The organism is Providencia sp. PROV201 (assembly GCF_028479545.1).
In the GTDB taxonomy this organism is placed as follows: Bacteria; Pseudomonadota; Gammaproteobacteria; order Enterobacterales; family Enterobacteriaceae; genus Providencia; species Providencia huaxiensis.
This window is the reverse complement of record NZ_JAMPNW010000034.1, coordinates 15278-29710: the sequence shown is the minus strand read 5'-3', so window position 1 is coordinate 29710 and position 14433 is coordinate 15278. Positions and strand designations below refer to the sequence as shown.

Genomic DNA, 14433 nt, shown 5'->3' with positions numbered 1-14433 from the left:
ACCGCCACTTTGGCTATCCACCTTGTACTCAGCTTTATTTTTGATATCCCCAAAGCCCAGCGTGCCCGTATCCAACTTGTTCTTTTCAGCGTCCGCAGTGCTGCTAATCACCGCCCCATCGAGTTGCGTATGATTACCGACGGTGATATCAAAACCGCCTTTGCCTGCATTAATAAGCGACAGTTTGAAGCGATTTCACAACTCGATGAGAAAGAGAGAGAGGCGATTGAGACCGTGATCAACAGCATCTTACATATGCATGATGCGAAGCGTTGGACAACAAAAAGTAATTAACTAGATTTTAGCGCGGCTAATACAGGTTGCAGCCTGCATTAACCGCTAACCACAGCAACTATTAGGAGTAGTCACGATGGCTAGAGACGAGTGTAAAGTAAAAACACCGACGGCTAAAGAAGAAGTGGGCAAAACCAGACAATATACAGTGGGTTACGCCCCCAACCGAGGTAAACCCAACCCCAGCCCGCAACTCACCTTAAGCGGTAAGTGGCTGAATGAGTTGGGGTTTACGGTGGGCAGTCACTATACCCTCTCTCGCCAAGCCGGACAGCTGATTATCCAGTTGGCTGAGGGGAAGTAAAGCCGCTAAAGAGATCCCAGTATTGAACTGGGATCATATCTCATATTAGATCTTCACCATTATGAAGGACTATAACCCTATCTTTCCCTAACTCTTCTTTAACTAGGTGAGCAATTTCATTTGTACATATTTCAAGTAATTTATTCGATACACTAATATAGAAATAAGACTCAGGATCTAAACCGTATTCATTTGAAATTTCTTTGTCAAATGGTCCTAATTCTCTTGCTCTATATAAAATATAGTGCTTTGGGAAAATTTCTGGGTATTTAGTCAAAAATACATCCAGTTTTTTTTGTAACTCATCGACCGATAAAGTCGTGTAACATCTTAAATCTATAGACATATCTCCCTCATTTCACTCTAACAGCATTCCCAGATTTATCAATAATAATCACTTTATCCAACCCCATAATTGGCCATTTAGTAAGCTGCTGTTGTAACTCAGGAACAGAAACTTTAGTATCGGACATATTAATAACTACATTGTTAGTTTGTCCTTTGTCTATTTTTCCTTTTACCTCAGACCATATATTTCGCACACTACTTGACTTAGGTGCATAGTTATCAAAAATTTCACCATTAATACGATAATCAGGGTCTTTATTTCCTAAAACGGCCGGGTTTTGTTCTACATGAAAACCTGATTTAGATAATATTTGAGCACTCTCATTTTCACGATTAAGTGAACGAATATTTTCTTTTGTCATTTGAGGAGTGACTTTTGTAACGTGCCCTGTCAATAAACCATCAGATTTAGTTATTACATTGCCGATTGTCCCTGTTTGCCATACATTACTTTCAGGAGAGACAATCCCACCACTCGGCTTACCTGTAGTAACTTTATTTCCTAAGTAGCCGCCTGATACAGCCAGCCCACCAAGACCAACATTGATTAGACCGTCAGCGATTTTACCATCTGCAATTTGAGCAAGACCAGTTCCAGTCTGATAAGAACCGCCTGAAATCAACGCTAACCGCATTAATTGGCTGGCTCGTCCCGGCCCAGCTAATAACGCATCAGTACCAATCATCGCTTGCCATGCATGTCTTTCTTCAGTGCTGAGTTGTCCTAACGCTTTATTGTATTCAGCAGACAAATCAGGTGTTGCACTACTTGGATACCTCAGTATCTGTTCTACAGCCTTGAGTGCATCCGCTTCACTCATTCCCCTCAATTGCAACTGTGTAGCATACGCATTAAGGTATTCAGTTAATGCGGCTTCGCCTGCTTTATCTAGCGTACCTTGACCATACTGATAGAGTAATTTGTCGGTATAATTATCTTTATCTGTTAAATAGATAATATTTTGAGAAGCTTCTTTAAGGTTTTTTCCAGCCTTTTGATCTTCGAGTGCTTTATCTCTTTTATCGTTATCATCTGGACTCAAAAGGTTATTCTCAACAACAACTCATTCCATTGCAACTTAGCCGGATAAAACCATTTTTTCCTAGTACACTCAGTGAGTTATGAGTTAATGTCCCAAGTGCATTTTCACGTTTGGAGTTGCTTGCCCCGACGTGCGTTTTGGTTTTTGTAGAGCATGTTTTCACAGAACTTTGTTGTAAAGTAAAACACCGACGGCTAAAGAAGAAGTACTCAAAACCAGACAATATACAGTGGGTTACGCCCCCAACCGAGGTAAACCCAACCCCAGCCCGCAACTCACCTTGAGCGGTAAGTGGTTGAATGAGTTGGGGTTTGAGGTAGGCAGTCACTACACCTTCACTCTCCAAGCCGGACAGTTAATTATCCGGCTGGCTGAGGGGGAGTGAGGCTTTTAACGAAGATCCCAGTGTAGGGCTGGGATCTATAGTTTCTAAGACAGTAGCAAATATTTAATCCGTAATATTTTTTTCTTCATATGTCAGTTTAATTTTAATAGACAACAAAATTTCACTAACTCGATTTATAAATTCGATGCACTCATGAGGAATCTCATACTTAAAGTAAATTTTAAACATAATTTCTTTTCCAAAGGCATCTGGATATTTTTCTAATATTTCACCACTTTCAACAAATTCTATATATTTATTAATTTTTTCTTGTAATTTATATAAATGGTCATTGGTATATTCTGACCACTGTAAATGATCTGTAATAACTAATATCACTTGCTGAGGTACTATGTCTTCACAAGTAACTGTAATTAAATCAATTTTATTTAAATCTTCTATAGACATATAATACCCTTAATTATCAGTTACCTTTGGTCTAACAACTTCAACCTCTGTCGGTGGTATCTTAGTTCCACCTTCAAATCCAGGCTTCCCTTTTCCAACAACGGTTCCACCTTCAGCTTTGAGTTCAGGAAAGCCTTTTTCTTGGTTTTTAGTGAATGGGGCTGTTTGAGAGCTTTTACATTCTATACATTTAATATTTCCATTTTCATCTTTAGCCATTATATCAATTCTAACTTTAGTTCCCTTATTTGTTTCTATGGTAATTTCTCTTGAAGGCGTCTTTAAACTAGGATTTGATTTTATCTCATCAAAAATAGAGCTTTCAAACTCCTTACCTTTTTCACTGTTTAGCTGAACATTTGTTGGCGGATTTGGTGATGGTACTTTCGTTTTAACACCATTCTCAAATGTATAATAACCGCCATTATTACTATAAACCGTGTTTCCTGAAGCATCGGTCTTGCCTGTGTTACTGTATGTGCTTCCTTTAGGGCCTATGATTGAACTGTCTTTAGTATTATAACCTGTCGGTAAGTTAGGGCTTTTTCCTTGCTCATTACCCTTATTCCCTTTAATGGCTGTTGATATAACGGTAACGCCTGTGCTATTACCTACCCCTGCCATTCCGATTTTATCAAGGCCTTCTTTACCACCTAAAGCCAGTTTAACTTCTGGTGTCGCTGAGTTAAAAATTGCTGCTGCGGTTATCTCATTCTCATTCTTAACTAAGTTAACTAGCGCTTTTCTATCATCAGCACTTAAAGAGTCTATCCATGCAATCCATTTTAACGAGTCCGCTTGGTCTACCCCAGTAAGTACATCAGACCATGACGTGATACTGGCTGTAATTTTGCCTTCTTTCGCATCAACAACAGCCTGCTCTCGTTTCTTTTTACTAAGCTCGCGGAACTGGTCAAATATTAACTCTTTATCTGCGCCAGTTTCTGTCGCTTTAATTAGCTCTTTTCTTAAATCAAAGACATCTTTGTTTGATAAAGAGTTATTCTCAACCGTCGTCTTCCCTGCTTGGGCTGCATTCCCTGCACTCGAGGTATCTCCACCCACTAAACCGCCTGCAATACCCGCTGCCAGACTCGCAAATGCACTGACTGTCGCTTTTTCATCTTCCGTCAGTTGGCTCGCATCTTTCTTATACAGTTCTTTTGACAGCATTCCAACCGCTTCCGCTGTCATTGCTCCGAGCGATTGTGCCCCTGCATTTTCACCTTTTGCCAGCGCTAATGCAACATTCGCAATACCGTGGGCGGCTATTTTCCCTTTATCATCTTCGATATGTTGACCGATGTAGTTCGCAATATACGGCGCACTCGCATTCGCTACCGCTTTATTCACATCTCCACTGATAAGCCCTTGAATCAAAGCGGTGCCTGACTCGACTATACGGCGATTATCCCCTCCGACACCCCATTCAGATTTGTTAACTTGAGCTTGAATAGCATCTTCTCTTTCCTTGCCACTCAACTCAGGGTGCTCTCTATCTATATCCTTCGTAGCTTTAATCGTCTCATTCGTCACCGCAATATCAGTAATCTGCTTACCTAATTCGCCCACTAACTGCGTTTTCTCAATCCGTTTTTGCTCTTTTTCTTTGTCAAAAATGGTGTTCAGCTTCTCATGGGCATTATCTGTATCACGGCTTAACTCGTTGATATCTTGTTTCTGATTACCCTTATCTCGAATTGTAATCTCGCCTTCTGACACCGCTGAGTGTGTCGTATTGCTGTCTTTCCCTTTGTTATTCACATTGGTCAGCAAGGAGCCTGCGGCATTACCCGCAAGCTGGTCTGCAAATGGAGAGCCCCCTGTGCTAAAGCCGCCACTTTGGCTATCCACCTTGTATTCAGCTTTATTTTTGATATCCCCAAAGCCCAGCGTGCCCGTATCTAACTTGTTCTTTTCAGCGTCCGCAGTGCTGCTAATCACCGCCCCATCGAGTTGCGTATGATTCCCGACGGTGATATCAAAACCGCCTTTGCCTACATTAATACCCGTTTGTTTATCTACCGATTGATAATCGCTGTGCATCTCGGTTTTATTAACATTCACCGAAGCGGTGGTATTTAAGCCTGTTCCAATACTGCCGCTTAAACTGCCGCCCTGTTGCTTTGAGTCATACTTATCAGTAACTTGTTGGCTCGATAAAGTTAAATCCCCGCCCACATTGGCTTTAACAGTTTCCCCACTCGCGTGTGCGCCTGTCAGCGTGGTATCTTTGCCGCTGTTGAGGGTCAGTTGTTTGCCTGCGTTCACTTCCGTATCGGTGTAGAACTGGCTGTCACCTTTTTCAAAGCCGCTGCCTTTATTCACACTCGCATTGACATTCCAACCGCCCGTACTGATACCCGCACCGATTGAGCTGCCTTTGCTTTCGTTTTTCCCATCCACTTTTTGCGTGTTGGTGGCACTGGTCAGGTTGATATCATTTTTGGCGGTTAACGTGACGTTTTTATCCGCATCCAGTTGGCTACCTTGTACTGTCAGATCCCCTTGGCTACCCTCTTTTTTACCCGTCGCAGTAAGGGTGATGTTATCCCCCGCACTTAAACTACTACCTGACGCCGTATGCTGCTCGGTTTTGGTGGTCGATTTAGACGAACTGCTGCCATATGACACATTAACGCCAAAGGCATCTGCCACACTGCCGCCTTCTTTCAAACCTGCTAGCTCACCCGCTTGTTGAGCCTGAACGCCTTGTAGACCTGCCTTCATCCCTTTAAGGGCCGCTAATTGTCCGTCATCTTCTTGTTTTGCCGATTTCGCGGTCTGCGCCATTCCATCTAACATGCTGCCCGCTGCACCGCCGAGGGAAACCGTCAACCCACTGGATTTGGTTTCCACTGTGGTGATATCGGTACGGCTATTTTCAGCCGCCGTAATATTCACATCACTACCGGTCACATTGATATCTTTCGCCGCAATCACATCACTGCCATGAATGCTTGCTGTACCACCTGCGGTCAATGTCACATCGCCTGCCGTACTCCCAATCACACTGCCTTTTTTCTGGTTACTATCCGTATCGGTGGTCACTTTTTGTGAATTTGAACCAACCGTGAAACCAATGCCGCCGGTGCTCATCAGGCCTGACTTGGTTGTTTTCGACATATGTGTTTCATGGGACGCTTCATCAGAAGTGGTCACATTTAACTGATTTCCAGCGGTAACATTGACATCGTTGGTTCCAAGTAAATTACTCCCTTCGATATTGACGTTGTTCCCTGCGGTCACTTTCACACTATCGCCGCTAAACGTACTACTGATAGCGGTACGTTCGTTCACCTCATCATGAGTTTCTTTTGTCGTGCTTGATAAAAAGCCTTTATCCGTGCTTTTTGTATGTTTCGCATAGTCACTGGTTTCAATACCAGAGGTAATATTGATGTCACGTCCAACATTGATCGCCAGCTCTCCACCGCTGGTCACAGTCGTTGCACGAGCGGAAAGATCTTGCCCAGCCGATAAGGTTAAATCCCCTTTAGTTTGGATTTGCGTGCCGACTTCAGTGCTATTAGCCCCACGATAGTAATTGCTTGAATTATGCGTGTAATCAAATGCCGAGCTGACATCACGAGTTTCTAAACTAATATCGCGTCCCGCAATAATGGAAGTTTTGCCATCAACGCCTAAATTTCCGACATCTGTGGCGATCAAGTTGATATCTTGTACCGCTTTTAAGATAAGCTGGCCATTATCACCTGTGACATAAATACTGGCTGGTCGGTCGAGCCATTGTGATTGGCCATCTCCACGCTGCGCAGTTTCACTGAGAATATCGCGGCCAGCTGAAAGCGAAACGCTGTCTAATCCACGAATTTCCCCACCGATATTCTTAATATCTTTTAGGGTATCAAGTTGTACATCTTTACCTTGAATGCGCCCACTATTTTCGATATTTTCAGCACGTAAATCGGTCAGTTCACGGCTACTGATTTCACCGCTATTAAGGATATTACCGGTCATGTTGGCGGAAACATTACGCCCCGCTAACAATGCACCATTACCGTTTAAGTCCCCTTGACGGGCTCGGACATACACTTGCGGAACACTAACCATTTCAACGCGGCCATCCGGCAGTGTGACTTCTTTATTCACCATCCACACGATGTCTGTGGTTAAGTTCGCCATTTGCTCTGGTGATAATGCAATGCCCGGAGTCAGGTTAAATTGCTTACCAAACGCAACACCGTTAGTTAGCAGCGCGCGATATTGCTCTTCATCACTATTGTAGTTGCCTAATAAGCGCTGTCCTGTGGTTTCAATCAGTTGATCACGAACTAAACGTTGCTCATAGTAACCATCCCCCAAACGCTTATGGAGCTGCTCATTGGTGACAATATCAATACTCGACAACCATTTCTTGTAGTTAGTGAAACGCGGGTCGGTTTCAATCAAAAATTGGCTATCACTACCCGGTGTTAAGTTAAACAGACTATTGTCGGGTAATTGAGTGTTTGGCCCAACGGTTCTTATCACGGTATCGAGGTTGTCTTTCCCCTGAGGCCCAGTCTCCGCAGTGATATTTTCCCCTTTGCCTACATCAGTTTGCCCTTGAATGTCAGCCCCGTTACCGATGTTGGCATCATCAGCGTGTAATGATGAGTCAACCGATTTGTCGTCTTTAACATCCACTTTGTCTGAAATTGAAGGTAACTGCGCCACTTCCATTTGTTGGCCTGGCTTCAGGTCTAATGGCGTGTTTTTGCTATCTTTTAACGCCTGCTCAGTAACAGCTGCACCTTGGTTTTCTTGTTGATTAGCGTCAGAAACACGTTCAGCTTGCCCATCCAGTTGGTTCACTTTCACTGAATCGAGCTGAGTTTTATTGATCCCCCCCGCGTTCTCGGCAACCTCTAATAGATGTAAGGCTAAATCTTCTTCGCTATTAACCCCTTGGTATTTTGACGTGCTAGTACGCGTTTTCCATTTACCACCGCCTTTATAGCGATAAATCGTATTTCCATCTTCAAAGATACGGCGAACACCTTGTGCTTCTTCGTTGTTGAGATCATAGCCTGTTAAGATCAGGTTTTGCCCCGCAACAACGCGTGAATTTTCATTGTTCAGCTGCTGACCATCAATCGTCAAGTGCTTTCCACTCGTAATCAATGCGGCATCGCGTTTGATAACTTGGGTTTCATAAATGATACGGTCGTAATCGTATTCATAAAAATTCTTAGTCCAGTTACCATACTCAAACATCCGCCAGCGATTAGATTTTTCATAATGAATACCCACTTCCTTGTTCAGCGTACCATCTTCATTAATAGCGTAACGCGTTTGGTTGCCATTACGCGGCTGAATTTTATAACGCCGCCCATTACCAAAATCGTACCAATCAAAATGTTCACGGCTCACTTCCACGGCTTCATCAGTCAGTTGTAAATGGATATCTTTATTTTCAAGTAAATCCGTTTTTAGTGTGAGGTTACCTGCCGCTTCAATGTTAGCACTGTGGTTTTTCACGCTTTTAGCATGACCGGTGGCTTTTAGCTGGTCGTTTAATTGGCTACCGATAGTTAAATCACCATCACTGTAAATTAAAGCGTGATCACGGTTCAACAGTTCACCAACTGCAAGGTTGGCCTCTTTACGCCCAGCAATAACTGCTGCTTTATCTCCTTGTTTATCATTGACTAAGCTATTTACTGCGATGGCAAGGAAATCACCATAAATGCGGCCTGTTCCTAAGTTACTTAAGGAATTAGCAACAATATGGGTTAATACGCCATCAATGAGCCCAGTGTTATGTACCTGACCACTGGCTTTTATACGGGTACTTTGCCCACTGATCTCACCTGAAAGTTGGTTAATAACGGTCGTTGTGTTTAAAACCAGCTCGCCAAGACTAGAAATTAACCCTTTATTGGTAAAACCTTGAGCAAAATTAGCCGTTAGGTTTTCACCTGCCTGAATGCGTCCCGTATTTTCAAATAGTTGATTGAAGGTGAGCGATAACGCTTTTTGCGCGATAAGTTTACCTTCACCTGTTAACTGGTTCGCCGTGATCGTGGCAGAGCCATTACTGACTATCACCCCTTGCTGATTTAATACCGCTAAGACTTTACCTTGCGCTTTATCGGTTACATTCAAATCCGTTCCCGCAGATAGCATCCCTTGTATGTTATTCAGGCTTTGTGCGATATTCGCTTCAATCGCTTGCCCTGCACGAACCGCCCCGCTTTGGTTATCTAAATGTGTGGTTCTGAGGTTAACATTTGCCCCTTCAAGGCCTTTACCTGCTTGAGCTGTATTTTTGTTATCAATAGACTCCGCAGAAATATCAAGGTTTTCATTGGCTTTGATCCAGCCTTGTTGGTTTTCAATTTGCTGTTTGACTACCAGTTCAACATTATTGAGACCTTGAATAACACCACTCATATTATTGAGTTGTTGGGTATTTACGTTCAGGTTTTGACCGGACAAAACCTGCCCTTGCTGGTTATCAATCCGTTGATGAATATCCAGCGTTGTACTCCCCTGAGATTGAACAACCCCTTCAGTATTATCGAGGTTTTTTCCTGTCACTTTTAACGCCGATTGGCTCAGTAATAACCCTTTTTGGTTATCAATTTGCTCAGCATTCACTGTGAGTCCAAGTTTTCCTTGAGCCACACCTTGGGTATTATTTAAATCCCCAGTATTCAATTCAAGCTTGTCATTACTCGCTAATGTCCCTTGCTGATTTAGCAATGCCTGCTGCTGGGTATTGATATCCATCGACTGCCCAGCGAAAATTTGCCCGTTCTGGTTCTCAATACCTGTCGTGGTGAGTGATGCCGCCCCTGAGCTTTGAATTTGCCCTTGCTGGTTAAGCAGTCTGCCACTGTCAATCGATAAACCGCCCCCACTTAATAAACCACCATTTTTTTGCGTAAAGCTATTGTTTATCTGCTCACCATGGGTGTTGAGTGTGAGCTGCTTTCCTGCTTGAAGTCGACCTTGTTGGTTATCCAGTGCCCCCGTGTTTGCCGTTAAATTATTGACGGCAAGAATTTCCCCTTCCGTATTATCAACACGTTTTTTCTGACTATCGAGGGAGATTTGGTTCGCTTGTATTTGCCCTTGGCGATTGATTAACTCACCAATTGCCATCGCCAGATTTTGGCTAGCAAAAATGCCTTGATCGGCTTTTTTAGCAAGATTCGTCAGTTTCTGCCCCTGTGTGTCAATACTCACAGAGCGGCCTTTAATCACGCCTTCACGGTTATCCAATAGTTGCGTTGTCATTGAGAGTTCAGACTGGCTGCCCACCAAGCCTTGCTGGTTGTTAACACCTTGGCTGTTCAGATTAAGCGTGTTTTTCGCCACAATACGGCCTTGCTCATTATTGAGTTCCCCCGTTGTTAGGGTTAACCCACCTTGCGCATAAATGCCTTTATTGTCACCGCTTTGGGTGTTATTGAGCTGCTCACCGTGAGTATCAATCAGCATGTCATTACCTGATTGAATTGACCCTTGTTGGTTGTCAATTTGGCCACTATTTAATACTAATGTTTGCTGAGCTAATAACGAACCTTGTGTATTATCAAACCGCTGGTTATGGGTATTAATATCAATGGTATTTGCTTGTAAATAACCCAACTGGTTTTGTAGTGCTTGGTTGCTCATCTGCAACAGTTGCCCTGCGGCAATTAACCCTGCTTGGTTATTGATACCATTAGCCACATCCAGTTTTGCATCACCATGGCGAGCAACCAATTTTCCTTGCTGGTTTTCGATATCACTTGCCGTTATATTCAGCCCATTCTCACCAATGAGTGCCCCGCTTTGGTTTAATAATTCACGGGTTAAATCAATGCCTAGCTGACCATTTTTTGCAGTGATGACTTGTCCATCACGATTATCAAGACTATTGGCGGTTAATGAAAAGTCGCCATTACTGCCTATTTCACCCGCTTGGTTATTCAGCTTCCCTTGTAAATTGATTTTCCCGGCTTTATCGCCAGTTTGTAATAATTTCCCGCCTTGGTGATCAAGGGTATTTGCCGTTATTAAGATATGATCTGCTTGGGTGACAGCCTGATTTAGCGAAAGCATTCCACCTTCAATATTCAAGGTGTTCGATGCCAGTATTTCACCTTCATCACCGTCTAGTGATTGACTATTTAAGGTGACATTCCCCATGCTCGCAATCACTTTACCTGTGCGGTTAATCAATGATTGGGTTTCCACAAATACACCCTGCCGGCCGGTCAATGCTCCACCTGTGTTATCCAGCACTTGTTGAATTTGTAAATCAAGCTTACCCATTCTTGCGCTGAATATTTTACCTTGTTGATTATCAAGGGTATTTGCTTTGATTAGCCAAGAGCCGTTACCACTGATATCCCCTGCGCTATTGTTAATCTGTTGGGATACCTCAATAGTACCTTCACGTTCACCCAGTTGGGTCATTGTTCCTTGCTGATGGGTTAAATTATTCGCTCGCAATTGGATATGCTGCGCTTGCGTATTTGCGGCTGTCAGGTCAATCCCTTTACCACTTAGTGATAAATCGCCTTGAGCAATGATTTCCCCACGCTGACCTTGCAAGTCTTCAGTGGTCAGCAGCATATTCCCTTGTTTACTAATTGCTTTACCGTCAATATTGGTGAACGACTGTGTGTTAAGGGTAAAGTCTTGTTCTGCAAATAAGGTGCCTTGGGTGTTATCTACGCTCTGCTTCGCATTTAGGATTAGTGACCCGACTTTTGCCGCGACCACAACACCTTGCTGGTTAGCAAGCGTATTGACATCAAGACTTAGTGTGCCTTGGCTGCTAATATTCCCTGACTGGTTATCAAGGGTTTGAGCAAGCTTGATTTGCCCTTTTTCACTGCCCGTTTGCAGCATTTTCCCACGCTGATGAGACAGGTTTTGTCCTTCAATTTGGATGTTATCGGCCTGCGTCAGCGCGTCATTGAGATTAAGCTCATCCCCCGTTAAAGCCAGTTTGCCTTTCGAGAGAATTTCCCCTTTTTCACCATCCAACTGTTTAAGTGTCAATTGGTTATCACCAAAGCTGGCAATAATTTTACCGGATTGGTTAATTAAGCGTTCCGCTGCTAGCTGAATACCTTGATTGCCTAATAATGTCCCTTGTGTATTATTCAGCGCCTGTTGAATAGCCAACGTCAAATGGCCTAATTTTGCCGCAATAATTTTGCCGTCTTGGTTGTTTAGCCCGTTTGCCACAATATCAATTTGGCCATTACTGGAAATTTCACCTTTCTGGTTATCAAATTGGTTTTGAATATGTAGCTCAGTTTTACCTTCCCCAGTTTGCAACAAGGTGGCACCCTGATGGGTAAAGTTGTTGGCTAAAATAGAAACTTGGCCTGCTTGCGTGAAGCCTTGGTTTAAATTGATATCGGCACTTTCTATGCGCAATGCATTTTGCGTATAAATAGTCCCTTTTTCACCTGCTAAACGATTTGCCGTTAATAAAGCAGCACCGGATAAACTGCTCATTTTACCTTGCTGGTTGATCAGCTTATCGGCTTTGATCATCAGGTACTTATCGGTTTGAATAACCCCACGAGTATTATTCAATTCACCAGCAGATGTTAGGTCTAAACGATGGTTCGAGCTAGTGAGGATTTTACCGTCCGTGTTGTCAACGGCCCCTGCTTGTAAATTCAGATCACCTTTGGATGCAATATTCCCTTGGTTGTTATCTAATCGATTAGCTATATTGAGTTTCAGCGTTTTATCACCCGTCTGCAGCATATTTCCTTGACGATGAGATAACGTATTTGCTTGTAAAGTGATGTGCTCTGCTTGTGTTGTACTTTGGTCAAGATTGGCCGATTTTGCGGTTAACCCCAGTGCACCACTGGTCAGAATTTCCCCTTTCTGCCCATCAAGCGTATCTGTCTTGATGATCAGGCCTTGTTTACCGGATGCGAGTAGCGTGCCTTGTTGGTTGCTCAGGTTTTTGCTTTGAATATCAACCTTGCCATCACGGCTGAGTAACTGCCCAGACTGGTTATTTAACTGCTGCGTCGTGATTGAAGTATCACCTGCAAGGTTAATTTCCCCTTGCTGATTGTTTAATAGCTTGGTATTTAAGGTATTTTTTGAGTTACCCGTTTGAACCAATTTGCCTTGCTGATTATCAATTAACTCAGGTGCAATTAACGTGAGCTCATTGGCAACAATCTCGCCGCGCTGATTATCAATGCCCGTTTTAGCCGTCAATGTGGCTTTATTCGTGGCTTTTAGGTGCGCATTTTTCGTTCGAATATCGGTTGTCGTTGAGGTCAACACAATATTGTTGGCTTGGGTATTAGAATCAGACAAATCAAGTGAACTACCTGTCGCGGTTAAGGTGTCTTTGGCGACAATATCCCCTTGTAATGCAAGTGATTTATCCCCTTTAACTGTTAACGACCCCGCGGAAGTCAGCTTACCTTTGCTATCGACCCCTGCCGCCAATAAAGCACTACGATCACTGTTAATTTGCTCTGCATGAACTGCTGCATCACGCCCTGCAACGATTTGGCCTTTATCGGTGTTAGTTATTGCCTGTTTCGCTTTGAGCTGGATATCGTTTTGCGCCAGTATAGTACCGGTATTATTGATAGCATCTTGGCTAGTCAGAGCAATATTTTGGCTAGCGGTGATCACGCCAGAGTTACCTACTTTCCCATCCGCTGACAGGGTAATATCCCCGGCTTGTGCCCCAATATGCCCCGCATTACGCACGCCTACACCGTGCTCTGTCCCACGCATTTTAATAGTATTGGCGTACATCCCCCCTAATGCGGCAACATCTAAAGCAAATTCAGGCTTATCATCGGCAGAGGAATTATCCGTTTTAAGAATGGTTGTTCCATCCGCTGCCACGGTATTTTTCCCTGTCGTGATCGCTAAATCTTTGGCATGCAATTTCGCATTGATATTCACTGAGCGGGCAATCAACGCGGTGTAGTTGGTACCATTGCCATTATAGCCTTTCCCAAGAATATTGATGCTGCCTTTATCGACCTCAAATCCTTTGATTTTACCGTTTTCAATTAAAGTTTTTCCCGCCGATAGCAAAGCTTTATCGGCATTGATAAACCCGCAACCGTTACAGGTGATCCCCGCAGGGTTGGCGATGATCACATCCGCTTTTTTCCCTGCCACTTCAATAAAACCATTAAGTTGACTCGGGTCACGGCTATTTACCTCATTGAGGATAATTTTGGCTTCCCCTTTAGCGAGCCAATCATTACCTTGGATCATCCCACCAAGTTGTGTGTTCGTGTTGGTGCTGCTGTTATTGAGGATCGCCCCTTTATGATCAACATCGAACTGGCTGTATTGGTTACGAGAGACGCCATCACGGTTAGGCGCTTGAATATTAACTTGCGGTAAACCATTTTGCGTATTAACAATGGTCGGTTGTTGGTTACCCGGAGCCTTACCATCTGCAACGATGGTCGATGACGAAACGCTAAAGCTCACCATTCCTAATGTAAACCACAAAGAAGTGACTATCGGTTTAATTGACCAGCGCACTCGTCCACTTGTTGCTTTCTCTACGTGATTTTCACTCGAACCCGCAGGACCCGCACGATGGCTGCGCGTAATATCTGAAACCACCATCACCATTTGGCGAGCAGCATTAAAAATTAGGCGGTAAAATAACTTGTTCATCCTGAGAG

6 protein-coding genes and 1 pseudogene are annotated in these 14433 nt (G+C 43.5%); 3 read left to right on the top strand and 4 right to left on the bottom strand.

The window, feature by feature from the left end; all coding sequences use genetic code 11:
- Positions 1-9: 9 nt before the first annotated feature.
- Both PR809_RS19265 and PR809_RS19260 read left to right on the top strand, forming a co-directional pair.
- A complete protein-coding gene (locus PR809_RS19265; protein WP_272524653.1) occupies positions 10-294 on the top strand; it encodes a hypothetical protein in 285 nt (94 codons plus the stop codon).
- Between the two features lie 76 nt (positions 295-370).
- Positions 371-598, top strand: coding sequence for a SymE family type I addiction module toxin (locus PR809_RS19260; protein WP_206276572.1), 228 nt, complete (start codon positions 371-373; stop codon positions 596-598).
- Positions 599-638: 40 nt separating this feature from the next.
- Here PR809_RS19260 and PR809_RS19255 read toward each other — a convergent pair whose 3' ends face one another.
- Together PR809_RS19255 and PR809_RS19250 are read right to left on the bottom strand one after the other, a co-directional pair.
- Positions 639-944 (bottom strand): hypothetical protein, encoded by a 306-nt coding sequence (locus PR809_RS19255; protein ID WP_166268390.1) that lies wholly within the window; start codon positions 942-944, stop codon positions 639-641.
- A 7-nt stretch (positions 945-951) separates the two neighbouring features.
- Complete coding sequence (locus tag PR809_RS19250; protein ID WP_206276571.1) at positions 952-1989, bottom strand: hypothetical protein; 1038 nt, start codon at positions 1987-1989, stop codon at positions 952-954.
- A gap of 226 nt (positions 1990-2215) precedes the next feature.
- Between PR809_RS19250 and PR809_RS19245 the strand changes: the two are divergent.
- Positions 2216-2374: pseudogene (locus PR809_RS19245) on the top strand (SymE family type I addiction module toxin); the annotation flags it as partial.
- Positions 2375-2437: 63 nt separating this feature from the next.
- On the opposite strand, the gene PR809_RS19240 reads toward PR809_RS19245, so the two are convergent.
- Positions 2438-2782: a DUF6572 domain-containing protein gene (locus PR809_RS19240; RefSeq protein WP_206276569.1), complete on the bottom strand. Its 345-nt coding sequence runs from the start codon at positions 2780-2782 to the stop codon at positions 2438-2440.
- A gap of 9 nt (positions 2783-2791) precedes the next feature.
- Positions 2792-14425: a two-partner secretion domain-containing protein gene (locus PR809_RS19235; protein ID WP_241098721.1), complete on the bottom strand. Its 11634-nt coding sequence runs from the start codon at positions 14423-14425 to the stop codon at positions 2792-2794.
- Positions 14426-14433: the final 8 nt, after the last annotated feature.